Raw genomic sequence first — 26,970 nt, forward strand, 5'->3', positions numbered from 1 at the left:
GCAGGGCGGCGACCTTCAGATGATCAGATGGTCACGTTATCTATCAAGGGGTCGGCATTGAAGTGTAAGCGACAGGCAATCTTTATGCATGGATAAAGATTTCTCCCTGCGGTTTAAATAACAAAGGGGAATCGTTATTACTTTTTCGTCATCACAAACACGCCGTCCCAGGGTTCAGCCGGCGGATGTTCCTTTAGATTTTTGCACCGTTCGATATACATGGTCGCCGGGAAATCGCCGGGCCGGATGTCCAAAACGGTCTGGAATGCAGCAATCGCCTCATCCCATTTCCCTTCACGATACAGCACCAGACCTTTATCAAAGGCATCAATCATGGATTTAAAATCGGGTTCATCTTTCTTTTCCGCAAGCAACTCATAGATTCTTACCGGTTTGACTTTTCCTTTGACACGCACAAAGTCCAGCTCGCGACAGCACATGACATCTTTCACTTTTTCATACGTAAACTCACTGATGATGATATTGGTTCCGTATTCCTTGTTGGTGCCTTCAAGCCGGGAACCCAGGTTGACCATGTCTCCCATCACCGTATAATCAAAGCGCATCTCCGAACCCATATTGCCGACGTTCATATCGCCGGAATTGACGCCGATGCCGATGTTAAAGACGCGGCGCCCTTCCTCTTTCCATTTCTTCTGCAGCCTGTGCAGCTCCTGCATCATGGCCAGCGCGGTGAGGCAGGCGCGTTTGGCGTGATCCGGCTGATCGAGCGGCGCGCCAAACACGGCCATGATGGCGTCGCCCATATACTTGTCGAGCAGGCCTTCATACTCGAAAACCTTGTTGGTCATGGCGGTAAGGTATTCGTTAAGCAGCGCGACCAGTTCCTGCGGCGTCAGCCCTTCCGACATGGTGGTAAAGCCCCGGATATCCGAAAACAGGACGGTCAAGTCTTTCTTGTCGCCACCGAGTTTAAGCTTGGCGGGGTCTTTGAGTATTTCGTTGATCACCGAGGCGTTCAAATAATATTGAAATGCGCCGCGTATTTTTTTCTTTTCCCGTTCTTCTTTAAAATAATGGTAAATCGTGATGCCTAGATAAATCGTCGCCATGGTCAAAAGCGGATAGACCAGGTTCAACCAGATATTGAACTTGAAGAAAACAAAAAAATTGATGGCGGCAAAAGCGGCAATCATCAGAAAAGCGGCGATCATTCCGGCTATCGGCCGCAGGCGTGGAATCAAAAGACCCAGCACCAGTCCGAAAAAGATAATCGCGAAAACATCAATAAAGCGGGTTAAAGAGGAATGGGTGAGGAAATTCTGATGTAAAATATTATCAATGACGTTGGCGTGGATTTCGACACCGGAAAAGACGGCGGAAAAAGGCGTCACGCGCAGATCATAAATGCCAATGGCCGTCGCTCCGATCAGCACAATCTTATTGCGGAAAGTGTCCGGCGGAATTTTTTCGGAAAGAATTTCGGAAATGGAATAATGGGGAAATGTCCGGGGTGGTCCCATGTAATTAATCAGCAATCGGCCGGATTCATCCGTAGGAATTACCGTATTTCCGATGGCAATGCTCTTAGCGCCATATTCTTCAAGATTCAAAGCCAAACCCGGAAAATCCCAATAGGCATGGACTAATGAAACGGCCAGCGAAGAATAACAATTGTTTCCAAACGCGATGATCAGCGGCGACCAGCGGTTGGACCCGTCGCTGTCGGGCAGCATGTTGAAATAGCCGTTGTTTTGCGAGGCGCGGGCGATCTGTGGAATGTTGGTTTCCGGCGCATAAGCGTGCGGCAGATACGATTCATCGGGTTTATCCGTCGAGGAGTTGATCATCCCATAGCGTGAATTTTCTATAAGCGCGGTATTCTCGGCGATTTTCTTCTCTGTGAAGTGCGCCAGCTCCTTGTCGTTGCCCTTGCGCGGAAAATGAAAAAAGTAACCCAGTGTTACATTTTTTGCGTTTTTAATGGATTCGGCCAGAATCGCGTCCGTGTCGGCAACGGTTCTTTTCCTGCGCAGCAGACTGACGACGTTGGGATTGGAAATGCCGCTTTTTTTCATTTCGGCGGCAAGCGCGTCAATCATTTTAATATTGGCATTGGCATCCGGCTCCGCAAAAACGATATCAAAGCCGACGGCCTTCGCGCCGCCCTTTTTTAACTTGTTGACCAACTGGGCGATCACCGTCCGCGGCCAGGGCCAGCGCCCAAGTTCCGCCAGGCTTTTTTCATCGATGACGGCAATGACGGTTTCACCGCCGGTTGGCAGCTGGCCGCGAGACGCTATGCGCAAATCCAGCGTTTTGAGTTCCACTACCCGCAAAAACTGAAAATCGGACAGGAACAACACCAGCGCAATCAGCAGCACAAAGATGGTAATCTTGAGCGGCGTGACCTGTAAAATGGTTTTCAATTTTTGATTCATGCAGTATTCTTCCCTAAGTTCCGAAATCATACCAAAACGCCGGGTAAAGTCAAGCTGTCCTTTGTTTCCCCGGCAGATGTTTTGTCAATGATCCAGCCCGAGACGATGCATCATCGGATTTTGCTTAATATGTAAAAAAATGAATAAATAATCAATCAATGCTTGAAAGAAAAATAAATTTAAACTAAAATTAAGTAAATTTGAATAAATAGAGGGCGGAATTTAAGACCCATCAACAACGAGGAGGGAACACAAATGTCAAATGTAAAACCTGGTGATGTTCTGAGTTGTGAAGTATGCGGACTTGCTGTCATTGTGGATGAGGAATGCGGCTGCGCGATCGCCGAACTGATCTGTTGCGAGGAGCCGATGGAAAACAAAGGTCCCAAACCGCCCAAGAAAGTGGTCGCACCGCCGAAAAAGAAAGCTGTTGTGAAAAAGGCAAAACCGGCCGCAAAGAAACAGCCGGCTAAAAAAACAGCCGCCAAAAAACCGGTAGCAAAAAAGAAAGCCGCCAAAAAATAATTTAGATCATCCGGGTTATGGTTGCCCCCGTTCAGACCTCGGATTGGAGAGGCCTGCGGCTTTGTATTCTCTGTTTGCCGGCACCGATTTCGACAGTCGATAATATTTTCATGAAAAAAGTCGTTCATCAAAAAGATACGGAGACGGTCCGGTTTCCGTCGGCGCATAAAAACGGCAGGAATAACGTCTGGTGCGGCAAGTTCGGTTACTTCATTGATCTGGACGCCTGCCAGGCGCGCTCTTATCAGAAGAGCGTCTGCCGCCGCTGTTATGCGTCTTTGTTGCAGGTGCCTCTGCCCTTTGATTAAAATAAAGTTATTTTTCACTCCCTGATAAAGCGCAGGCGCGTTTTAGCGTCTGCACTTTGGCGGAAATATTTAACGGCGGCGTCCGCCGCCCAGCAATGACCCCAGCACACCACGTACAATTTCCCGTCCAACGGATGAACCGATGGTTCGCACGACGCTTTTAGCGGCGGTTTGCACCAAACCGTCGGTTTTCCCTCCGCGGGGTCCGGTGCGTCCAAATAATAAATCACCCACGGCGCCGCCCAATATTCCTCCGCCTTCCTGCGCGGGCGCCTCAGAACCCGTTTGCCCGCCCGGCTGCACGGGGGCAGGTTCGCCCTGAACGGAGGCGCGCAGTTTTTCATAGGCCGATTCGCGGTCCAGCGCCTTTTCATAGTGCCCGTAAATGGTGGAACGACTGATGGCCGCCTGCCGCTCGGCATCGCTTAAAACACCCAGACGCGAATCAGGCGCAATAACAAAAGACCTCTCCACCTGAGCCGGACGGCCTTTCTCATCCAAAAAAGAGATCAGCGCTTCGCCGACACCCAGCTCAGTAATCGCATCATACGTGCTGAAGGCGGGATTGGGACGCATGGTATCCGCCGCCGTTTTAACCGCTTTCTGATCGCGGGGCGTAAAGGCGCGCAGGGCATGCTGGACGCGGTTGCCCAGCTGGCCCAGAACGGTTTCCGGAATATCCAGCGGATTTTGCGTCACGAAATAAACACCCACGCCTTTAGAACGAATCAGACGCACCACCTGCTCGATTTTTTCCAGAAGCGCGGCCGGTGCGTCATTAAACAGCAGATGGGCTTCATCGAAGAAGAAAACCAGTTTAGGCGCTTCGACATCTCCCACTTCGGGCAGCTGCTCAAAAAGTTCAGACAGCATCCACAGGAGAAAGGTCGAGTAAAGTTTGGGATTATGATAGAGCCTGTCGGCGGCCAGCACATTGACTACGCCGCGCCCTTCGCCGTCGGTTTGCATCAGGTCGGCAATGTTCAGCATCGGCTCCCCGAAAAATTTGTCGCCGCCCTGTTCGTCAAGACCTAAAAGCCCGCGTTGAATCGCGCCCACGGATGCCGCCGAGACATTACCGTATTCCGTGGTGAACTGTTTGGCGTTGTCGCCCACGAACTGGATCATAGCCCGCAGATCCTTCAGATCTAGCAAAAGCAGTCCGTTGTCGTCGGCAATTTTAAAAACCAGCGTCAACACGCCGGACTGAGTTTCGTTAAGATTGAGCAGCCTCGAGAGCAAGAGCGGCCCCATGTCGGATATGGTGGCGCGCACCGGGTGTCCCTTTTCCCCGAACACATCCCAGAACACGGCTGTACTGGCGCGCGGCTGAAAATCCTTGATGCCGATCGATTCCAGCCTTTTCATCATTTTCTCCGAGGCAACGCCTGCCGCCCCGATGCCGGCAAGGTCTCCCTTAACGTCCGCCATAAAAACCGGGACGCCGATGGACGCGAAGGATTCGGCCATCTTTTGCAGTGTGACGGTTTTCCCCGTACCGGTGGCGCCCGTAATAAGTCCATGGCGGTTGGCCATATTCGGCAGCAGAACAATTTCTTTTCCCCGAGACATTGCGATTTTTAATGGTGTAGTCATCTTAATTTTTATCACCTCTCCTTATTCATCATCCATTATTACGGAACGCAGAAAAACCCTTTCCGGCAGGTCAGAATAATCCCGACCTGCTTTTCTCTCTCTTGTTACAACGTTTCATCCATCATTTGGCACCGGATATTGACCGGAATCCTGAATCGCCGCAAGGCATTTGCCGTCAATCGTTCGGCGCACGGCATAGGCCAGTTGAACCATTTCGAAGGGTTTCATGAGAAACTCCCGGATACCCAGTCTGGCAGCCTCCGCCCTCGATATATGTTCACTGTACCCTGTGCAGATGATAATGGGCAGATCCGGCCTCAGCTCCAGCATTTTATGCGCCAGCTTATCACCGGTTAACTGCGGCATGCTCATATCGGTAATGACGGCATCAACCCGCTCGGGGGCAGCGGCGAAGAAATGATAGGCCTCCATGCTGCTGGTCTTAACAATTACCTGATATCCCAGGCTCTCCAGCATTTCACCGGCTATCTCGCCCAGGGCCTGTTCGTCATCGACATACAGAATGGTTTCCGTTCCGGTGGGCATGACGTCCTCTTCCCGCGCGTCTTCCGGCTTTCTCCGGTCTTCAACCTCCGGGAAATAGACGTCAAAAGAGGTTCCTGTTCCCTGCGCGCTGCGGCAGACAATGGCGCCTCCGTGGCTTTTAACAATGCCGTGCACAACTGAAAGGCCCAGGCCCGTTCCGCGGCCAGCCTCTTTCGTGGTGAAATAAGGTTCAAAGACCCGCGCAGAAACCTCGGGTGTCATGCCGTGACCGCTGTCGCAGATCGTCATTTTAAGATAGGGGCCTGATGGAAGTTGCAGCTCGCGCGCCGCTCTTTGTTCATCCATGTACTCTCGTGTGAGGCGGACCTCCAGCACGCCGCCGTCCTTGTCCATGGCATGAACAGCGTTGTTTAATAGATTCATGATGATCTGATGGATATAGGTTGAACTGGACAGAATCAGGCCGGAGTCGGCGTAATATTCTTCAACTTTAATATTGGCCGGAATCAATGAACGCATCATCTTGAGCGCTTCCGAAACAGACTCGCTGAGTTTAAGAGGCGCCACGCTGATTTCAGACTTGCGGCTGAAGGTCAGAATCTGGTTGACCAGCGCTTTGCCGCGTTCACCCGCTTTCAGGATTTCGGCAACTTTCCTGCGGCTTTTATCATCCGCGCCGGGATCGGAAAGCGCCAGTTCCGAATAACCGATGATGGCGGATAAAATGTTGTTGAAATCATGAGCGATGCCGCCCGCCATTGTTCCGATGGCTTCCATTTTCTGGGCCTGATCCAGTTCGCCCTGAAGACGATCTTTTTCTTCCTCGATTTTCCGCCGTTCGGAAATCTCGGTGCGCAGCGCTTCATTAATGGCTTGTAATGCCTCTCTCTCCTGCTCGAGCTGTATGCGCAAATTATGTTCATGGAGGAGCAGCTCGCTCATCCGGTCCAGGAGCAGACCGACAGGCAAACCCGCAAACAGGGAAACAAGCGAGATGCTGACAATGAACATAACCCACAAGCTGAAAGGCTCCGTATAGATCGCCGCCCATGATGACAGATATAGACCGGCCTGCCAGTATAATACCATCAGCAAAATGAGATTGATCACCGTGGTCACAATGGCGGCGCGGACGCCGAATAGAAAAGCGGCGCTGACGACAGACATCACCAGCCAGCCCGGCCGGGCGTAAAGAGGCCCCAACGTAATAATAAAGGTCAGCATCAAACCATAAAGCAGGATAAAAAAAATTTTAATAAAATGGGGCGTATATCTTATCCACAGAAGCGCGGTGATAAACGCGATGATAAAGAGTTCTAAAATAATCAGGTCGTATTTCCCCTGCTTAATGTAGGTTGGAAGTGAAAATATCAGTCCGACGGGAAGGATGACTAAGGCAAAGAAAAGCATGAACCTGATATAGTATACGCGCCAGCCTTCGAGGTCTTGAAACTCCTTGAGTTCTTTGCCGGGCAATATTCTTTCGAAAAGCTGTTTTAACGTCATGATGATCTCCGGTCGTCAGCTTCTGACGCCATTTTAGTAACGTCAGTGTGCCCTGAAGAAGATTTTCAAATTTCAACCCATTAGCCGTTGTTCAATAATAACTGTGACATTTTCATATCATAACCGGCATAAGGGCCGTCACGAAAAGAATAGACAGGTAACCATTATTTCTTAACGCTCCCTGAGAACAGGCAAAAATCATGCTGCACAGCAGGCCCATATCGTTTTTACGTGATCTGAAGATCAAAGAGCGACGGGCTTGTGGATAAGACGCTGCCCTTGAATTAAACTATAAGAACAACCATCTGAGCTGTCAATAAAAAATAACGCAACGCGGCAGGCGCAAGAAGCAAAACCCCTTCAGGAGAGCCTTCTTCAATTACCAAAAAGCTTCTGACCTGAGCCCAGCTTTAAATTGGCATTGGTCTCCGTTTATGCTATATCCACACAGTATTCCGGCAGGGGCCGCAGCCAACCGCGCCCTGATGCACGGAATCGAGGAATGCAGTTATAGTGCTTCATTCCTTCATCCTTAATCAGAACCGGTGTCAGCATGTTTGAATACACCATAACTCATAAAGATTCCTGCCAGTGCGTGACGGCAAAAGGGCGCATTGATGCGCTTTCCGCGTCGGAAATTCAAAAAGTTTTTCAGCAATTGATTCTGGAAGGCGGGCGGGTATTGCTTGCCGATCTCTCGGGGGTTCATTACATCAGCAGCGCGGGACTACGGACGTTCATCAGCGCGCAAAAAGAGCTCAAAAAAGTGGGCGGTGAAATGCTGCTCGCGGGCCTTACGCCGCAGGTGCAGGACGTCTTTAAAGTCAGCGGCCTGGATCAACTTTTCCGCATCGTGCCTGGCGTTGATGCAATCGGAGCGCAATCCTCCGCCGGTTCGGAGGCCGCACCCGGCCATCAGGTGCGGACCGATCAGATTTCCCTTACGTACATCGAAAAGGACGTTCCCCCGGGTTCTCTTTTTCTGATTGGTTCAACCGCTAAAATGGAAAACGCCTCCTATTCTGAAACAGACGTGGTGGCCGTGCCGGCTTCCCTAATGCGCTCGGGCTGCGGACTGGCCGCGCTGGGCGACAGCTTTGCGGAATATCAGAATCTTTTCGGCGAGGCGATGGTGGTGAACGCCAACTTTTTTTACTACCCCGCCGTCCGCCATCCGTCCGTCGATTTTATGCTGGGGGCCCACGCGGACCCCGCCGCCGCCTACAAGTTTCTGCATGGCTTCGGCGTCAATGGCGAGCCGCGGTATCTCCTGTCTTTCAAAAGCGAAAACGGCGCGTTGGATCTCACGGCGCTGATCAATAGTTTCCTGACCATTTCCCGGGCGAATCTCATCAGCGTGACAATGCTTGCCGAAAGCAAAGGCATCTGGGGCATGAACATTAAAAGACCGCCGGTGGAAAACCCGCAAACCGCCCGGCGCGAAAATATTTTCAGCAGCGGATCCTTTTCCGACTGGTTTGACTTTCCCGTGGAACCTATGCATGCCGGAGCGGTTGTCGCCGCAACGGGCATCATCACACGCAATCCCGGGGAGCTGCCCGGGGCGATTCAGCCTCTTTTTTCCGGCGGCAATTTATTTCATCTGCACGGCGGCATCTTTGACAAAGCGCCCATCAGCAATAACCTTCAGGATTTCGACCGAGAACTGGCGCGCGTTTTCAATGAACTGGACGTGTTTAAAATTCAGCACCTCCTCGGACAATCCCGGTTTGCCGGCGGTTTGGCAAGCCTGACGGAAATCGGGGTATAACCGTGGAACTCTGGGTCGGCGCGATCAACCTCGGTTTTTTATACGCCTTTATGGCGATGGGCGTCTTCATCACATTCCGCATTCACGATTTCGCCGATATCACCGTGGATGGCAGTTTTGTCACCGGCGCAGCCATGACGGCCGTCCTCATCGTTACGGGCGTCAATCCCTGGATCGCGCTTTTGCTCTCCTTTCTTACGGCATCCGCCGCGGGTGCGATCACGGCGCTGATCCACACCCGCTTTCAAATCAACGGGCTTCTGGCCGGCATCATGGTCATGACCGGCCTGTATTCCATTAATCTGCACATCATGGGCCGATCCAATATTCCCCTGCTCAACGAACCGGGACTCATCGCGGGCATGAAAGACATCAACCCCGGCCTGCCCTATGAAATATGGCTCTGCCTGATCTTCGGCGCGGTCATCACCGCATTCTGGCTTATCATCTCATTGTTTTTCCGGACGGACTTCGGCATCTCCATGAGAGCCACCGGCAACAATCCCGCCATGGCGGCCGCTTCCGGCATCAACGTCAATGGCATGAAAATTTTCGGCATCGCGCTGGCCAACGGACTGGTCGGCATCTCCGGCAGTCTGGTCGCTCAGTATCAGGGCTTTGCCGACATCGGCATGGGCATCGGCTCCATCGTCTTCGGACTGGCGGCTGTCATCATCGGCGAAACGATCCTGCCTTTGAGGTCGATCTGGGCCAAGACCCTGAGCGTCATTGCCGGCTCCATCATTTTCCGCCTCATGGTGGCCCTCGCACTGTACGTCGGTTTGAATCCCATTGATTTGAAGCTGATCACCGCCGTCTTCGTCCTGGCGATCCTCGTCGCGCCGACAATCCTTCAGAAAAAACCGGCAAAAACCCCTGCTGCCGCATCGCGTTTATCTTCGTTTTTTTCCGGAAAGAAGCCGGTCATTGCCTTTGGCCTGCTGATCGTTCTGGCGCTGGGCGGGGTTTTCGCTTACACGATGTCCGGGAAAAAACTTTCCACCGATCAGCCGAAGCTGCGCATCGGCGTGGTGCAACTGAGCAATCATGATGTGCTCAATAGGACGCGGGACGGCTTCATCCGGGAGCTGGGCCGGCTGGGCTATGAAGACGGCCGGAACGTGACCCTCTATCTGGAAGATGCGAACGGCGACATGGCCACGGTCAACAGCATCCTGGACAAATTTCTGCAGGAACGCGTGGATGTGGTGGTGCCCATCTCCACCGGCTGCACGCAGGCGGCCATCAACAAGATCAAAGACAGACCCGTCGTTTTTGCGACCGTCGCGAATCCCTTTCTCATCGGCGCAGGCACATCCGATACGAATCATTTGCCCAACGTCACCGGTGTTTATGGAGCGGTGCCGATGGATAAAATGATTGAACTGACCACCGCGATCCTGCCGGGAAAAATCAAAGTCGGCTGTATCTGGGACCCGTCTCAGGTGAACGCGGTATTCAATGTCCGACAGCTACAGGCCCAGATCGCCAAGCACCCCGAAATTACCTTTGCCGGCGCCACCGTCACCGGATCGTCGGAAGTTCAGCAGGCCGCGCAGGCATTGACCGGGCAGGATATCGACGCGTTTGTGCTGGTCACGGATAATATCGTTTTTTCCGCCCTGGAATCCGTCATCAAAGCAGCCGATGCCCGCGGGATACCGGTCATTCTGAGCGATGTGGAACGCCTGGATGACGGTGCTCTGGCCGCCTGCGGATACGACTATACCCAGAGCGGCACGCAGGCGGCGCGTCTGGTTGCCCGCATCCTCAAAGGGGAAAGCCCGTCACGGATTCCTTTTGAACGCTACCGGAACCTGACCATCGGCTACAATCCCGATGTCGCCAAAAAGCTGGGGATTAATATACCACGGGCTATGCTGGCTAATGCCACACCGATCACGGGCGGCGCAAAAAAAGATGCAGGGTCCAAACGCCTCGCGCTCTTTGTCTTTTCCGACAGCACCCTTTTGGAACTGACTGCCAGGGGCATTCAAGATGAACTTAAAAAAAGCGGCGTTTTGCGGGAACACAATATGACCGTCGATGTGAAGAACGCTCAGAATGAATACAGCACCGGACAGGCGATTGTGCAGGACATTGTCCGGCAGAATTATGATTACATCATCACGGCTTCGACAATGTCATTGCAGATAACGGCCAACGGCAACAAAAAGATCCCCCACATTTTCGGCGCGGTGACCGATCCCTACCGGATGGGCGTCGCCAGAAACGCAGCCGATCACATTCCGAATATTACCGGTGTAGCCACGTTCCAGCCCGTAGAATCCACGATTCGCGCGATACGGGCCATTTTCCCGAAGGCAAAACGGATCGGATTGGTCTGGAATCCCTCGGAAGCCAATTCGGAAGCCTGCACGCTGAAAGCGCGGGCCGCGGCCCGCCAATATTCCTTTGAACTGGTGGAAAGAACCGTAACCCGTACGGATGAAGTCAAAGACGCGGCGATGGCCGTCATCAACGCTGGCGTCGACGTGTTTTTCACGTCCGGCGACAACACCGTGATTCTGGCATCAGCGACCGTCGCACAGGTCATGCAGGAGCACAAAATTCCCTATTTCACCAATGATCCTTCCGACATCGAACGCGGCGCGTTCTTTTCCATCGGGGCCGACTATTATCAGGTAGGTCGGGAAACGGCCAAAATGGCTGTTCGCGTGATCAACGGCGACAATCCCAAAAACATTCCCATCCGGGAGTACGTACCTGAAGCGGTGGGCGTTTCACTTGCGCTGGCCGCACGCTACGGCGTAACCATTCCGGCCGATCTCCTGAAAAAAGCAACCGTGGTAAAGAGGTAAATCATGATCACCCTCACCAACATCCATAAGAAATTCAATGCCGGCACGCAAAATGAAGTGTACGCCTTGCGGGGAATTGATCTCACCATCCGCGAGGGCGAGTTTGTCACCATCATCGGCACGAACGGTTCGGGAAAATCGACCCTGCTCAACGTGCTTTCCGGGACTATTTCCCCCGACATGGGAAGCGTGTTCATCAATGACCGGGACGTCACAAAACAGAAGGATTATCAACGGGCTCATACGATCTCACGGGTTTTCCAGAACCCTTTCATGGGAACCGCCCCGGATATGACCATTGCGGAAAATCTGTTGATTGCATCGCTTCGGGGCCGGAAGCACCTTCTGCGGATGGGGCTCACCGCCCCGCGCCTGGCCTCGTTCCGCACACATGTGGCCCGCCTGGAGATGCAGCTTGAAGACCGGCTGGACAATATCATCGGCTCGCTTTCCGGCGGGCAGCGTCAGGCTGTAAGCCTTTTGATGGCCGTCATCCTCAGGCCGGATGTGCTGCTCCTGGATGAACATACCGCCGCGCTGGACCCCAAATCGGCGGCCCAGATTATCGCCCTGACCAAAGCGTTTGTGGAAAGAGAAAACCTGACGACCTTCATGGTGACGCACAGCATGCAGCAGGCCCTCGAACTGGGCTCCCGGACGCTGATGATGCACAAAGGACGGATCATCGACGATATTTCCGAAAAGGAAAAAAATCAGATCACGGTGGATAACCTGCTGGACAAGTTCGCCCAGCTTCGCAAAACGGAGAAACTGACCGATGAGATGATTGAACAACTCAGAAGGGACTATCTGTAGCTGACCAAACACGCCGAGGGCGGATTCGCAAATGATATTGCTTTGTCGCTTCGACTATTTTGTCACTTCGAACCGAAGGGAGAAGTCCTAATCGACCTGACTGAAATAAAAAGATATCTCCCTGCGGTCGATATGACAATGACAGCCGTTACAACTTAACGGGCAGGACCACTTCGACGATGTGTTCTTTGTGATCATCCACCAGCGCAATCTCCGCACCGGGTATGGTTAAGCCGTCTGACGTCATGACGGCATGATCCGCTTCTCCTGCGGCCTGACGGATGACGATATGATAAAGTGTTTCCCCGTACCGGTAATGAATTTTAACGTCTTCCCAGGATTGTGGCAGACACGGCGCAAAACTCAGCCTGCCGTTTTTCAGAGTGAGTCCCATCAGCGATTCCACGATCAGCCGGTACATCCAGGCGGAAGAGCCGGTAAACCATGTCCACCCGCCGCGCCCGATATGCGGCGCGACCGCATAGACGTCTGAAGAAATCACATAGGGCTCGACTTTATAAATTTCCACCTCCTCAGGCGTCCGGGCATGATTGACCGGATTGATGATGTCCAGCACATCCCAGGCGCGTTTCCGGTCGCCGAGCCTGGCAAAAGCCATGGCCGTCCAGATGGCCGCATGCGTGTATTGTCCGCCGTTTTCCCGCACACCCGGCACATAACCTTTAATATAACCCGGCTCCATCTCCGACTTATCGAACGGCGGGTCCAGGAGCTGAACCAGTTTTTTATCCCGATGCACCAGAAATTCATCTACCGCGTTCATCGCAAGGCGGGCTCTGGCTTCATCTCCCGCTCCGGACAGCACGGACCAGCTCTGGGCCACCGAATCAATGCGGCATTCCGTATTGGTGCACGATCCCAATGATAATCCTTCATCGCTGTATGCGCGCCGGTACCAGCCGCCGTCCCAGCCTTCCCGCTCAACGTTGTGCCGAAGTTGCGCCGCTTCCTTCCCGCACAAATCGGCAAACGGTCCATCGTCTTTCAGGCGGGCAATTTCCGCAAACCTGACAAGCACGTCATACAGAAAGAAACCCATCCAGATACTTTCGCCCTTCCCCTCATCCCCGACTTTATTCATGCCGTCATTCCAGTCGCCGGACCCCATGAGAGGCAGCCCGTGACTGCCAAATCTCAAGCCTCTCCGGACAGCCCGCACACAATGGTCATATAAACTGCTTTTTTCATCTGACACACCCGGCAGATCGTAATAGGAATCTTCATCCGCCCGGACCTGGCGTCCTTCCAGGAAACGGATGCTTTCATTTAAAATTCCGGAATCACCGGTGCTGTCGATATAGCGGCTGACGGCCAGAGGCAGCCACAGGTAATCGTCCGAACATTGCGTGCGCACACCCCGGCCGGTAGGCGGATGCCACCAGTGCTGGGCGTCACCCTCTGTAAATTGGCGGCTGGCGCACAAAAGCAGGTGCCCGCGGACAAGGGCCGGTTCGGCATAAACCAGCACCATAACATCCTGCAACTGGTCGCGGAAGCCGAAAGCGCCGCCTGACTGGTAATAACCGCTCCTAGCCCAGAGCCGGGAAGACAGTGTCTGATATATGAGCCAGCCGTTCGTCAGAATATTGAGTGACGAATCGGGTGTCTCAATCTGCACGACGCTCAGCGTTTTTGCCCAATATCGATGCACGATTTCCAATTCCTTTTGCGCAACCGCCGATCCCCGGAAGCTCTCCACCGTTTTACTGGCATCGTCTGCGCCCCTTCTCCCGGTGACACCCAACCGGAAAATGGCCTCGTGCTCCTGCCCGTCCGCCAATCCAAAGGTCGTCTGGATGGCGCCGCAGGGATCAAGACCGGCGCCGACACGGCCCGACAGATGCTCCCGCGTCAACGCCTGCGGCCGGGACAGTTCTCCGTTGCGGCCGATAAATTCGTCCCGATCGCACGTGAGCGTCCGCGTCGGATCATCCCCGTCGAAAAAAGCCACCCGGTCGGCAAAATCCGTGTTGTAAGGATTTCTGGCAAAAAGCGCCCCGCTTCCCGCATCCACCTCCGTTGTGACGTGCATGGCTGTCTTCGGCTGCAAATCACCCAGCACCCACTCCAGATAACCGGTCACGGAAAGGGTGCGGTTACGCCCCGATTCATTCGTCACTTTTAAAACCATAAACTTGACCGGCGCGTTCAAGGATACATAGATCCATAATTCCGATTTGATGCCGTCTTCTCTGTGCGTAAAAACACTGTACCCGAAACCGTGGCGGCAGACATAAGGCGTTGCACCCGGGCAGGGGAGCGGCGTGGGAGACCAGACCTGCCCGGTTTCTTCATCGCGGATATAAAACGCTTCGCCGCTTGGGTCGCTCACCGGATCGTTATGCCACGGGGTAAGGCGGTATTCATGGGCATTTTCACTCCATGTCGATGCCGAACCGCTTTCGGAAATAATTGATCCGAAGCGGGCGTTCGCCAGAACATTCACCCAGGGCAGCGGCGTTTTCTCCCCGGGTTTTGTGATGATGACATATTCACGTCCGTCAGGAGTAAATCCCCCGAGCCCGTTTTTGAAAATCAACCCGGGATAAGAAACCGCCGCCTCGTCCTGGCTTTTCGCGCCGGGATTGCGGAGCGGTTTCAGAAGCGGCACAGGCGTATCCTTCTTTTTGCGGCGGCTGATCTGCTCCTCAAGCGTCCCCATATCATCCCTGATGATGACGCGGGCAACCGTTTGAAAAAGAAGCCGGTCTTCACTGGATATCTGATCACCCGGCCGCACAAAAATGCCGCCCGGCCGATCGGCGGCCCTGGTTTCCATGCTGGTGGCAATCAGTCCCGCAATCTGGTCGTGAAGCGCCTGCCGGTAAATGGCATTATCCTCGTTCCAGATGACCAGATCGACGGCCAGACCTTTTAAACGCCAGTAGGCATGCGCCTGCTGGAGCTGACGGACCAGTTCAATGTTGGCATGATCGCCGATCTGCAAAAGCACAATGGGTAGATCGCCGGAAATCGCATAGCCCCATAAGCCGGACTGTCCGCGGCGGTTTCTCACAATGATCTTCGGATCGGCCCGGAACGACGCATTGGCGTAAATAACGGAACCGGCCAGACGTCCGTAAAGCTGCGCGTCGTTGTGTGTCGCATTGATTTGCCTGAGCGTGATCTGGCTGTGCGTCCAGGCCAGAGTAAAGACGCGGTCGGCCAGGCGGTTGTCTGAATATTTTTCAACAAGGGCCAGCGCTCCGGCGCGGGTTTCGGCAATACCGGACACAATATCGATGGTTGCCGATTCCCCGGCGGCAAGTTTGACCGGACGGCGAATCGAAACAACCGGATCCAGAACGGAGCCTGCCGTGTTCGAGAGGGCCTGCACCCCGTCCGCCGACCTGTTCATCGCCACAGGACAGGACAGCGTGTTGCCGCGGCCGACAAACTGCAAACGATCCGTTTCATAAGAGACCTCGCGGCCATCCGTGCCGTGCACCACCATTAAATGAAACGTCCAGTAGGCGGGTTCATCCTTGGAGCGCGGTCTTCGCGTGCAGAGAATCGCCTGGCGATCACGGATAATTTCCGTCTGAACAAAAAGATTGGAAAACGCCGGATGGATCGCATCGGCCGCAGGCGTCGCGATGACCACTTCCGCGTAACTGGTGATATCCAGTTCACGGCGTTTTCTGGAACGGTTGGTAATGCGGATGCGCCTCAGTTCCATATCGTCTTCCGGCGACACGGCGATCTGAGTGTAGGTGTTGATTTCATCATCGCGCCTGCGAAACTCAACTTTCGCATCGGAAAAAATAGCCTCGTACCGGTCCGGCTTCTTCAGCGTCGGCTGATAGGCATTGGACCAGAATTCTCCCGTGACCACATCGCGGATATAGCAGAACATGCCCCATGGATCGCGGGTGGCGTCTTCACGCCAGCGCGTCACCGCCAGATCTTTCCAGCGGCTGTATCCGGAGCCGGCATTGGTAATCATGACATGGTATCTGCCGTTGGACAGAAGCTGCACCTCCGGCACGGATGTATCGGGAGTTTCGATAACGCGTGACGGAACTTTCTGCGGACCCGCCGCCTTCCGGATATTCGTATCGTCGGTGATTTGCCGGTAGAAGGAAAGGGCTTTGGGAATGCGTTCCTGAAGCAAAAGCATTGCCGATTGAAACATCGGCTCGGACTCAAAACGCTTCTGCATCGGGCGGTCCAGGAGGAGATGGGCCATCGACAGCAGGCTCATCCCCTGATGATGCGACATGAAAGACCGCACGGCAACGCTTTCAACGCCCGCGGGCAGACGTGAGGCGGTGAAATCCAGCGCTTCATAAAAGCCGTATGTCCCCAGCATGCCTTTCGCGGCCAGACGCTGGAGATTCACGCAGGCCTCCTGAGGCGCGATCATCAGCGCCAGCGCTGAAGCGTACGGTGCCACCACCAGATCGTCGCCGAGCCCCCGTTTAAGACCCAGACCGGGGACGCCGAAGGCGCGATACTGGTAGTTGAGATGGACATCGATGTTATTATAACCGGATTCTGAAATGCCCCAGGGCACGCCTCTTTTCTCCCCATACGCTATCTGCCTTTTCACCACCGCCTTGTAGGTTTGGTCCAAGAGCGTGTTTTCATAATTCGGCATGATCAGAAGCGGCATCAGGTACTCAAACATCGATCCGTCCCAGGAAAGGAGAACGGGATCACCTCCCGGATTGGTCAGCATGCGTCCCAGGGCAAACCAGTTTTCCTTCGGCAGCTGCCCCTCGGCAATGGCGACAAAACTGCAGAATCTGGCCTCGGACGCCAGCAGGTCATAGAAGCTCCGGTCCCTGCGGCGTTCGCCGACGCTGTACCCGATCGTCAACAGCTGACGTCCCTTGTCATAGAGGAAGCTGTAGTCCATGCCGGCCAGTTCCCCTGCTCTTTTAACCAGGCAATTGATGGCGGCCAGTCTTTCCTGCGCCTTCCGGTTTCCTTCCATGACCAGTTTCTGAAACTCCGCAAACCACGCCTGTTCTCGGCTGTCGGGAGCAGGCCCGATCATTTCAGAAGCGGCGGAAAGCCACCCCGCGGACCGGTCTGAAACATCCCGCAGAGTGGGGATGCCGATTTCCTCAAAAATACGGGCAGCCCTGCCGGGCGGACCACTCAGCGTCACCCAGGGACAGAATACAATCAGTTCATCCGCCGCATCACGGCATTGATGGACAAGGGACTGCGCCCAGCCATATGCCTGATCTTGCCGACCCGCCGTGAGCGATTCGGCAAGGATGGAGGCGGACTGCGCCAGCATATCGAGACGCAGCCACAAGTCGTTGAGGGTCGCCCCCTGGAAAGCCATGAGTGAATCGAGATGTTTTTTCAATTCAGCCAGCTCATTTCCGGATGCATTTCCGGCCATGTCTTTGAGGACCCTCCAGGTGTCAGCAAGTCCTTCCGCCAATCGACTGCCCGGCAAATTCCTGTCGGGAAGATCCAGAAGACCCTGCCTCAGCGTCAGCAGAGAACCCCCAAGATTACCACTGTCCACGGTCGATATATAATGCGGCGGCAGCGTTCTTAAACTTTGCGTGTCATACCAGTTATAAAAATGGCCCCGGTGGCGATCCAGTTTTTCCATGGTCCCAAAAGTGTTCGCGGTGCGGCTGATCAGTTCACCGGCTGTCATGTAACCGAAATCATAAGCGGATAAATTGGAAAGCAGCGCCAGTCCGATATTGGTGGGTGATGTGCGATGGGCAACCACGGCGCCGGGATGCTCCTGATAGTTGTCCGGAGGCAGCCAGTTGTCCGCCGATGCAACAAACGTTTCAAAAAACGCCCAGGTTCTGCGGGCGGCTTTTCTTAAGAAAACGATCTGCTCGTCTTTCAGGATGATCCCCTCTTTTACGGAAGGCCGGCTGACCCACCAGGTAATGACAGGAGACAAAAACCAGAGGGCCAGCACCGGCGCCGCCGCACATATCGCGGCGGGCGTCCCCGACCAGAGCAGATAAGTCCATACCGCGGCGGACAGGAAAGGCGCTATCCACATGGTCCTGCAGGATGCCGCCAGATCATTTCCGGCGCGATGCGCCTGGTTGCTGAACGGATTCCACTCCAGCAGTCGCTTGTGTGTCATAAGCATCCGAAAGCTGGTGCGCACGATCGCATCCAGACTGTACAGCGCTTCGTACGGCAGACAGACGATCGTAAATAAAATCTGCAGACCGTGCCTTCTGGCCTGACGCATCATATAGGTTAAGTGGTCACGCCACAACACGTCTCCCGGTTTACGCAATACATCCAGGATGACGGAGCCGGCGGAAGGAATCAGCAGAATCCCCGCCACCAGAAGCGTCCACAGCCAGGCAGGCTGCAGGATCGTCCAACCGGCGATCAGCAGAATGGTCAGGGCGGCGGGCACAAGGCTACGGCGGAGGTTATCGAATATTTTCCACTGGGAAAGCATCGAGAGGGCATTCTGTCGATATGCTCCGCCGAAAACGGGGACCTTTGATCTCAGCCAACCGGCAATTTGCCAGTCCCCGCGAATCCAGCGGTGTCTGCGGCTCACATCCGCCCGGTACTGGGCCGGATATTCTTCATACAATTCCACATCGGAGATAAACCCGCTCCTGGCATGGCACCCTTCGATCAGGTCATGACTGAGAATCCGGTTTTCGGGAAGACGGTCATGCAGCACCTTTTCAAACGCATCGACATCATAAATTCCCTTGCCGACATAAGACCCTTCACCGAAAACATCCTGATAAATATCGGAAACCATGCGCGTGTATGGGTCGATCCCCGTCTGGCCTCCCCACAATCGCGAATACCGGGTCTGCCTGACCCCGGATAAGCTCTCCGTCAGCCTGGGTTGAAGGATGCTGTAACCGTCGTAAATGATTTTTTTTGATTCGTCAAAACGGGGACGGTTCAGCGGATGGGCCATCGTCCCGATAAATTTCTCCGCGGCATCACGGGGAAGCTGCGTATCCGTATCCAGCGTAATGACATACTTGACATTGGATAATAATTCCGCGGCGCCGACAATCTTGGAAAAACAATCTTTCGCGCCGCCTCTGAGCAGGGCGTTCAAATCGGCCAGCTTGCCGCGTTTGCGTTCATAACCCATCCATATTTCTTCTTCCGGATTCCAGCGGCGCGGACGGTGAAACAGAAAAAACGATCCTTCTTTGGCGCCCCGGTATTTCTCGTGGAGCTCCTTGATCCCTCTCTCGGCCAGACGCAAAAGTTCGTCATCTTCGGGCATTTTTTCTGAAGCGGCGTCACAAAAATCAGTCAGCAAGCCGAAGTGCAGGTTATTTTTCCGGTTCGTCAGAAATCGAATTTCCAGCGCTTCGATCAAATCCTTCACGTTTTGAACATTGTTGAGCATGGTGGGAATGACCACCAGCGTGCTCGACTCCGGCGGAATTTCCATGGAAAAATCCAGGCGCGGCAGGGGCTGCGGACGTGCAAACTGCGTGGCCAGCCAGTTGGTCAACGCCACGCCCAGCGAGCTTGCGGAAAGAACCAGGACAAGCGCCAAAGGCAACAGTATCCAGCCGTGAATGCCCGCCTTCTGAATCCCGGCAAGCAGGTATCCCGCCAGTAATAAGGTCATCCCGATGATGCAACCCAGATAGAGCAATAGAGGCACCCGGCAGAGAACCCTCCTTGCGGCCTCGGTGAAAGAAAGGCGCATCTGCGCGCTTTTTTCCAGCTGCGGCAATCCTTTGTTAATCAGATAAAAACCGACATGAACCATCCGCTCATCACCGCTTTTTTGCGACAGGGCTTCTCTGGCTAAATCAACGGCTTTTTGCGCGACATCCCTTTCGAACATCGGAGAGTTTTTGGCGATTTTTTCCACGACATGACGATAATGGTCCCGTGTGACAAAATCCATCCGGGGATAAACATCGGCCGGATCTTCCCGCAGTATTTTTTCAACGACGCTCAGGGTCTCGACAAATTCACGCCAGTCCATCGTCGTCAGAAACCGGAGAGAGCCGATGCTGTTGCTGACCGACGCCTGGTCCGCGGCCAGTTGCTGATTCCCCGTCTGAATCATCTGTTCAATGGTCGAATGCGATTCGGAAAGCCGCTGTTCAATCCAACCCAGAGGCAGGGCCAGCGCCGGACTCTTTCCCTGCAAACGGCGCGCAAACTCCGCGACAAAAGTACTGGAAAGCGCCGGATCGGACTTCGCCATATCCGCAATAACGAGGACGAGATTTTTGGGGTCCCGCCTGGCAATTTCAACCATCCGGTCCGCCCAGTCATTGGCGCGCTCCCGGTCGGCGATATCGGCCATGATACGCGTTCCCATCCGCCGGAGATTTTCAATCAGAGCCAGACGCAGCATGATCGGGATGGCCCACAACTCACCGAGTTTCAAATGGGAAACCGTCTGGTAGTTCGTAACAAAGTTAACCAGATTTTCCAGATCCACCCGGCCGTCGCCATGGGAAATGATCTGACGCGCGATGTCATAAACCCGGGGCAGTCCGGCTGAAGGTCCGGAGGCAAGCCAGGGCAGGCTCCGGCTGAAGCTGCGGGATAAGTGCCGCTTGGCCGTACGGACATTTTCTTCAATTAAATAAAAGTTATCCAGCAGCCACTCCTCGGCCGGGGCGGCGGGGCGATTGGCCAAAACGGCGGCCGTCAACCGCCGGATGGTTTCCTCCAGAACTGCTTCATTCTCATGGAGCCGCTCCAGCAGTTTTTCGGTCGCTTTTTTACCGGTTAGTTGATGCAGGCCCGCCAGTTTTCTGGCATGCCGCTTCATTTGTTCTGAACTGAGCAATTCCGATCGCAGAGGAAATTCGTCGCGGGCATATTTCTTCCCGGAACGCCTTTTCGAAAAGCGCTTTTTTAAAAGTAAAAAAGTATCGGTCGCTGTCTTGTAGATCAAATTCAATTTTTGTCTCCTTGTTGGCGAACAGAGGCGGCCGTCATCTCCCGGAAAAACATCTTTCTTGCCGGGCACATTTTAGAGAATTGATCGTTTGCCGTTATAACGTTCAACATCATAATATTTATCCACATCGATGAGATTCAGGTGATCGGTCACATCTTTCATGGGCACCGATGTGATTTCCCCGTGGCGGTAGCTGACCATCCTGCCGAAATCCTCGTTGACGATCATGTCCACGGCCGCAATCCCGAACCACCGCGCCATCAGGCGGTCCCGGGCCGACGGCGCTCCGCCCCGCTGCAGGTGGCTTAAGACGACATAGCGGGTTTCCAAACCCGTTTTCTCCTCGATTTCCTTTGCGAGATGGGCGGCAATGCCTCCCAGCGACCGGTGCCCGAACTCATCCACCTTGTTGTCCTTGCAGAATTCCTGATGGACGGTCATGGTCGCACCCTCGGATACAACGAGAATACTGTATTGAATCTCCCGGCCGCGGCGTTCTTCAAGCAGCGTACAGACCCGTCCCATATCAAAAGGGTGCTCGGGAATCAGAATGATGTAAGCGCCGCTGCATTCACCGCCGTGCAGGGCGAGCCAGCCCGCGTGCCGGCCCATGGTCTCCACCACGAAGATCCGGTTATGCGAACCGGCGGTTGTCCGGAGACGATCAATCTCTTCCATGATGATATTCACCGCCGAATCGAAGCCCAGTGAATAATCGGTGCCCGCCAGATCACCGTCAATGGTCTTGGGAATACCGACCGTCTTGATGCCCAGATGGTAAAGCCTGGAGGCCACGCCGAGCGTATCCTCGCCGCCGATGGCCACAATGACGTCAATGCCCAGCCTGGCGATATTCGAAAGCACCTTTGCGGAGGTGTCCTTCACGGGATTAAACGGATTGGTCCGCGATGTCCCGAGATTGGTCCCCCCGTGACGGTCCCATGTCCGCACGATCTCTTCGTCGAGTTTCAGGGTATGCCGGGCGAGGCTTTCAGGACTTTCCGGATCAACCGCCACAAGCCCCCTCCATCCTTCGCGGATGCCGATCACATCAAACTTGATGCGATGCTTTTTCTCCAGAAGAGGATCGAGGGCCGTTTTGGTCACCCATTTAATCGCGCCGTTGAGCCCCGGGCAATCACCGCCACCCGTTAAAACAGCAATTCTCATAGCTATTTTCCTCAAAAGATTATTCGATTGTTTCGTTACAAATAAAAAATAGACGACGTTACAATTCTTCTTGATCAATCAGCAGAAAGGCAGTTGGATATTTAAATCGAGTGAAACGGCTGCTCCGTATATCACAGTTAACAATCTGTTTTTTCCTTCGCACCTTGAGGTTTCGGCAACGTAACAGGATGCCAACTGTTATTATTAATAATATTGCATATTTCTTAATTTTTTTCAACTGAAGAGTTTCAGGCAAACCAACTGAGACAGCGCCCTGTTATGTGCCGCCGGTCGATGAATGACCATTGAAATTTGCCTGCTTTCCGCCGCGCCCGCAAAGCGTGAACAGCAGGCTATAGACGAACCCGGGGATTACGAAATGAAACCGCTGTCATCTCCCGCACCGATCGGCCGTCAATCTTATTTTGCCTGTTATCTCACTTTTCCGATCGGGAATGCCTGCCCGCTTATTGATATGGTGGGATACTGGGCTTTCTTGAAGATCTTTTCGGCAAGGGACGGCACTTCATTGTCCACGTAATCCGCAAGCTCCGTCGTTTTTACATAGCCGGTATTGCCCTTGTCGGCTTTTCCTTTCAATCCTTCCGTCAGCACGTACGTAAACAAGCCATGGCCCTGATAACCTTCCAGAGCTTCCTGCATGGACGTCGAGGCCGAAAGAATGGTCGACCCGACCGCCCGACTGAGAATCTTCATGGCCGTATCTTCGCTCATGCCGCGCGTCAGCATTGCCACCTGGATGGCCTCGCCCAAAGCGCCCGCATTACAGGTGTCGATGATAATCATTTTTTTTGTGGCCGGGATATTACCGATCAGCTCCTTGAATACCGACTGGCCGATGGCGTCGGTTTTGAGCCTCTCTGTCCTCGTTGATCCGACATTCGAGGTCACCAGAAAGTATTCTCCATCATCGACTGTTCCGTGGCTGGCGACATATAAGACAAACAGGTCGTCAGGGTTTAAAGACTGCATGGCTTTGAGTTCTTTCAGGATGTTTTCTCTTGTCGTCTCTTCTCTGGAAGAAAGCATCTTTACTTCCACCTTCTCAAAAAGAGGCGAAGCGCCTTTCTTCAGCGTACTGGCAAAAAGCGTCGCATCGGCAACGGCATAATTCAGCTGGAGCCTGGGATTTTTATATTCGTTAATACCGATGACCAGAGCATGAAGAGAAGGCCTGCCGGTTGTTTTAAATGATGCTGTTATCGTTTGAGTGGCGTCCGTGCTTTGCATGGTATTGTCGGCGTTAAAGGCGATGGCCCGTATGGAGTTCGAGCCACTGGTGAGCTTCAACTGATATGTCTTATGGATTTCGTTCCGACTGGATGTGACAATATTGACACCTCTGGCACTGTCCAGCATGACCGCCGAGCCATTGAGGTATAGTCTGATATCGCCGATTCCCCCGCCGGCATCGGTAATCTTTAATTTAATGGAAGCGTCGCTTTTATCCGTAGCGGCCGGTGTATCAACTATCGCTACAATCGGCGGAGGTTTTATATCGGCCATCTTCCTGTACTCTTTGATGGAACCGCCGGCAAGCGCATACTGCACTAAATCCGGCCGGTAAAAAGACTCGCGCAGTTGGGCAATCGAGTATGCCCTGCCGCCCACCGTGACGTCCATGTACTGGTCGCCTTTTTCCGAGGAATTATAATATCCGTTCGGTGTTATCACCAGCCATTCGCCGTCCTCAAAGGCGATCATGGCGGCAAGCTCCTCGCCGGTTGCGGTGTCGCACAGTCTTGTCGAGGCCAGGGATTCAACGACGGCCGTCCTGCCATCGGGGGAAAATGCCGCAGATGGAATGATATTATAGAGATTGCCCTCGAGCTCGTCGGCAATTTTCAATTGCCTGACCATCACGCCGGTGGAAAGATCCCAGATTTTGTATCGCCCTCCCAGATCGCCGGTCAAAGCAAATCGGTTGTCCGGGGAAAAAGCGACGGCCCAAATCTTATTCCATGTGGCACTCAAATCCAGAGCGCCTGATGCGATAACACTTGAGCCAAATTCCCGGATTGGATTGCCTGTTGCCGCGTCCATGATGATAAATTTCATCATTCTGCCGCCCAGCCCCTGAACATCCTGGCATAACGCACATATCTGCCGCCCATCCGGCGTAAAATAAGGCAGACAACTGCTTTTGCCGGTTGTTGTCTTCCATATTTCTCTTTCTGTCGCTAGCTCTTTCAAAGAAATAGAATGTCTGTCCCGTATCAGAATATTTTTCCCGTCCGGTGAAATCCGGCCCTTTTTTCCAAGCCATAAAGCAGCCGGTTTATCACCGGCGAATTCTTTCACGACTTGAGACGATGCAAGGTCGTATAACACAATGATTTCCGATCCGGACCAGGTGTCAGCCTTGAAACCCAAAAGATATTTGCCATCCTGTGAATGGACAACCTTCCCGCTCGTCCCCCTCAGGCCGGATATTTTTTTTATTTCATTGCCTGTGGCCATGTCCCATATTCTGATCGTATCGTCATTACTGATGGATGCGATGGTCTTCCCGTCAGGCGCATAGTCTACACCGGTGATACCGCCCGTGTGTCCTTTAAACTTTCTGATCTCTTTTCCTGAAATGACATCCCATAGTCTTGCCGTATTATCCCATGAGCCTGAAACAACACTTTTTCCATCCGGAGAGTAATCTACGGTAAATACAGGAGGCACCTGCTTTTTCACGTCGATAGTCATGCCGCCTGTTTTCACGTTTACCCTGGGCGTTACGGCGCAGGCGGCAATCAGTATCATTAAGAGTACGGGCAGAACCCGAGGCAGGATTGTCCCGGCATATGTTTTTATCACACATGTCTTTTTCATGGGTTTACTCCTTAAATGCCCTTAAAAAATCATATCATTCGACTCATCGCGGTCCGCCCCTCAGTTAGTGTGAACACACAAATCAGACGGCCGGAAAACCGGGCTCACTGTTTCAGGAAGTCCGCAAACAACAAAACCCCGCCTCTTTTCAGAAACAGGGTTTCAATAATTTCGCCATGGCATCCCCCTTTTAAAAAGGGTTCAAATGGTCTGTTAACCGGTTGACAATGCCTTATTTACGTTCGTATTTATGTGCTCCCAACTGATAAAATAGTCAAGAGTTTGTTTAATGGCCTCAAGACTACCGATGGATTTTAGAGTTAAATGCCGTGGACGCCGCAGAACCGCCGGCTTTTTTCACCGCTCTTCATGCGCCTTTTCATAAAACTTTTTTGCGCAATCGGGACAAAAACTATGGCTGAATTCGGCTCTGGAGTGATCACTGATGTAATTTTCCAATTGCTCCCAATACCCTTCATCGTTGCGAATTTTCTTGCAGGATGAACAAATGGGAAGCATACCGCTCAGCACCTTGATTTCCGAAAGCGCGTTCTGGCGCTCCGTCATCAAGCGCTCCCGCTCGCAGGCGTCCTTTTTACGTTCGGAAATATCGCGCGTTATTCCCAGCATTCCGATAAATTTATGATCCTGATCGCGCATGGCGTTGAAAACAGTCTCCGTCCAGATGGTCGATCCGTCCTTGCAGATTTCTTCCAGTTCAAGAGTCCTTATTCTATTCCGATTAGGATTTCCACAGGCTTCAATCGCCATCTCCTCGGCAAAAGCTTTCGCTGCGGTTTCCAGCGATGCCGGGGTTAAAATATCCTCAATCGACTGCGTCATAACCTCTTGTGCCGTGTACCCGCGAAGCCTAGCAACCGAGGGGCTTACATAGAGAAACCGCCAGTTTTTATCCATGGTGAAAATGACATCCGGAAGGGTTTCCGTCAACAGACGGTATTTCTCTTCGGATTGGCCAAGCGCCTCCTGCGCGCGCTTGAGGTCGTCAATATCCGTCACCATCGTCAGGAAAAAATCTTCACCTCCAATGCTGATTTTTGACGAATTGAACAAACCCTGTCGCAATTCACCATCCTTGACGCGCATCCGCAGTTCGAGATTTTTTACGAATCCGTTGCGGTGATATTCCTCCAGAAACAATGTCCGTTGTTCCGCCGTAATATAGCCGATCTCCGTCGAGGTTTTTCCGATCATTTCTAAACGCTCAAGATCCATGACTTTGGCAAATGCCTCGTTGACATCCACATACCGGCCGTCTTTCATAGCCGTTATGGCCAGCGGAATCGGACTTTTCAAAAAAGATTCGGCAAATTTCTTCTCGCTTTCTATGAGGGTCTTCTCCACCCGCTTACGGTCGGTGATATCGGTTACCGATATGATTCCGGCGGGGCGCCCCCCGATCATGGTGGATGATCCGGCCAGATCCGCCCATTTTTCCAAACCATCTTTTGTGATGATCTTGAATTCGTAACGATTGATCGTTTTTTCACCCTGCTGACGCTTCCGGCCGCGCTCCCGGACGAGCGCCAAGTAATCGGGATGAACGATGTCCCAGATGTTCATGTTGAGGAATTCTTCTGCGGAAAAACCGGTCATCTGCTCGGCAGCCCTGTTCACGTATATCCAGCGGCTGTTCTGATACAGCATGACCGCGGCAGGCGTCGATTCGGCAAGAGACCGGAATTTTTCCTCACTCTCCTTCAGTTCCTCCTGGAACCTGCCGGCTTCCGCGACTGCCGCCTCCAGGATTTTAATCCTCTGTTCCAATTCCTCATAGGCGGGTTTTTTATTCACG

12 protein-coding genes are annotated in these 26,970 nt (G+C 53.3%); 5 read left to right on the forward strand and 7 right to left on the reverse strand.

The annotated features are described in order from the left end of the window. Positions 1 to 137: 137 nt before the first annotated feature. The gene (locus CVU71_09580) at positions 138 to 2,432 is read right to left on the reverse strand and encodes an adenylate/guanylate cyclase domain-containing protein (protein ID PKN19021.1); all 2,295 of its coding nucleotides are present in this window, start codon (positions 2,430 to 2,432) and stop codon (positions 138 to 140) included. A gap of 225 nt (positions 2,433 to 2,657) precedes the next feature. On the opposite strand from CVU71_09580, the gene CVU71_09585 reads away from it, so the two are divergent. Together CVU71_09585 and CVU71_09590 are read left to right on the forward strand one after the other, a co-directional pair. Next, the gene (locus CVU71_09585; protein ID PKN19022.1) at positions 2,658 to 2,927 is read left to right on the forward strand and encodes a hypothetical protein; all 270 of its coding nucleotides are present in this window, start codon (positions 2,658 to 2,660) and stop codon (positions 2,925 to 2,927) included. 17 nt (positions 2,928 to 2,944) lie between these two features. Further along, positions 2,945 to 3,235 carry a hypothetical protein gene (locus CVU71_09590; GenBank protein ID PKN19023.1) on the forward strand — a complete coding sequence of 97 codons (291 nt, stop codon included), beginning with the start codon at positions 2,945 to 2,947 and terminating at the stop codon, positions 3,233 to 3,235. A gap of 69 nt (positions 3,236 to 3,304) precedes the next feature. Here CVU71_09590 and CVU71_09595 read toward each other — a convergent pair whose 3' ends face one another. Together CVU71_09595 and CVU71_09600 are read right to left on the reverse strand one after the other, a co-directional pair. After that, on the reverse strand, positions 3,305 to 4,831 hold the full coding sequence (locus CVU71_09595; protein ID PKN19024.1) for an ATP-binding protein: 1,527 nt from the start codon (positions 4,829 to 4,831) through the stop codon (positions 3,305 to 3,307). Between the two features lie 114 nt (positions 4,832 to 4,945). Next, on the reverse strand, positions 4,946 to 6,844 hold the full coding sequence (locus tag CVU71_09600; GenBank protein PKN19025.1) for a hybrid sensor histidine kinase/response regulator: 1,899 nt from the start codon (positions 6,842 to 6,844) through the stop codon (positions 4,946 to 4,948). Positions 6,845 to 7,397: 553 nt separating this feature from the next. On the opposite strand from CVU71_09600, the gene CVU71_09605 reads away from it, so the two are divergent. The 3 genes from CVU71_09605 to CVU71_09615 are packed head-to-tail and all read left to right on the forward strand — an operon-like array spanning position 7,398 to position 12,253. After that, positions 7,398 to 8,615: a hypothetical protein gene (locus CVU71_09605; protein ID PKN19026.1), complete on the forward strand. Its 1,218-nt coding sequence runs from the start codon at positions 7,398 to 7,400 to the stop codon at positions 8,613 to 8,615. A 2-nt stretch (positions 8,616 to 8,617) separates the two neighbouring features. Next, entirely contained in the window at positions 8,618 to 11,437 is a 2,820-nt protein-coding gene (locus CVU71_09610; GenBank protein ID PKN19027.1) for a hypothetical protein, read from the forward strand. 3 nt (positions 11,438 to 11,440) lie between these two features. Beyond that, positions 11,441 to 12,253, forward strand: coding sequence for an ABC transporter ATP-binding protein (locus CVU71_09615; protein PKN19028.1), 813 nt, complete (start codon positions 11,441 to 11,443; stop codon positions 12,251 to 12,253). 148 nt (positions 12,254 to 12,401) lie between these two features. Here CVU71_09615 and CVU71_09620 read toward each other — a convergent pair whose 3' ends face one another. The 4 genes from CVU71_09620 to CVU71_09635 form a co-directional block, all read right to left on the reverse strand. Then, a complete protein-coding gene (locus CVU71_09620) occupies positions 12,402 to 21,008 on the reverse strand; it encodes a cyclic beta 1-2 glucan synthetase (GenBank protein ID PKN19166.1) in 8,607 nt (2,868 codons plus the stop codon). Between the two features lie 204 nt (positions 21,009 to 21,212). Then, positions 21,213 to 22,310: a 6-phosphofructokinase gene (locus tag CVU71_09625; GenBank protein ID PKN19029.1), complete on the reverse strand. Its 1,098-nt coding sequence runs from the start codon at positions 22,308 to 22,310 to the stop codon at positions 21,213 to 21,215. 432 nt (positions 22,311 to 22,742) lie between these two features. Beyond that, positions 22,743 to 25,154, reverse strand: a complete 2,412-nt coding sequence (locus CVU71_09630) for a hypothetical protein (GenBank protein ID PKN19030.1) — start codon at positions 25,152 to 25,154, stop codon at positions 22,743 to 22,745. A 357-nt stretch (positions 25,155 to 25,511) separates the two neighbouring features. After that, positions 25,512 to 26,969, reverse strand: a complete 1,458-nt coding sequence (locus CVU71_09635) for a hypothetical protein (protein PKN19031.1) — start codon at positions 26,967 to 26,969, stop codon at positions 25,512 to 25,514. Position 26,970 lies beyond the last annotated feature (1 nt).

The sequence above is a fragment of the Deltaproteobacteria bacterium HGW-Deltaproteobacteria-6 genome, from assembly GCA_002840435.1.
GTDB lineage: Bacteria > Desulfobacterota > Syntrophia > Syntrophales > Smithellaceae > UBA8904.

What these genes read in the sequence shown, in the direction of transcription:
- CVU71_09580 (PKN19021.1), bottom strand. Translation starts at nt 2,432, where the DNA reads ATGATTTCGGAACTTAGGGAAGAATACTGCATGAATCAAAAATTGAAA.
- CVU71_09585 (PKN19022.1), top strand. Translation starts at nt 2,658, where the DNA reads ATGTCAAATGTAAAACCTGGTGATGTTCTGAGTTGTGAAGTATGCGGA.
- CVU71_09590 (PKN19023.1), top strand. Translation starts at nt 2,945, where the DNA reads ATGGTTGCCCCCGTTCAGACCTCGGATTGGAGAGGCCTGCGGCTTTGT.
- CVU71_09595 (PKN19024.1), bottom strand. Translation starts at nt 4,831, where the DNA reads ATGACTACACCATTAAAAATCGCAATGTCTCGGGGAAAAGAAATTGTT.
- CVU71_09600 (PKN19025.1), bottom strand. Translation starts at nt 6,844, where the DNA reads ATGACGTTAAAACAGCTTTTCGAAAGAATATTGCCCGGCAAAGAACTC.
- CVU71_09605 (PKN19026.1), top strand. Translation starts at nt 7,398, where the DNA reads ATGTTTGAATACACCATAACTCATAAAGATTCCTGCCAGTGCGTGACG.
- CVU71_09615 (PKN19028.1), top strand. Translation starts at nt 11,441, where the DNA reads ATGATCACCCTCACCAACATCCATAAGAAATTCAATGCCGGCACGCAA.
- CVU71_09620 (PKN19166.1), bottom strand. Translation starts at nt 21,008, where the DNA reads ATGAAGCGGCATGCCAGAAAACTGGCGGGCCTGCATCAACTAACCGGT.
- CVU71_09625 (PKN19029.1), bottom strand. Translation starts at nt 22,310, where the DNA reads ATGAGAATTGCTGTTTTAACGGGTGGCGGTGATTGCCCGGGGCTCAAC.
- CVU71_09630 (PKN19030.1), bottom strand. Translation starts at nt 25,154, where the DNA reads ATGAAAAAGACATGTGTGATAAAAACATATGCCGGGACAATCCTGCCT.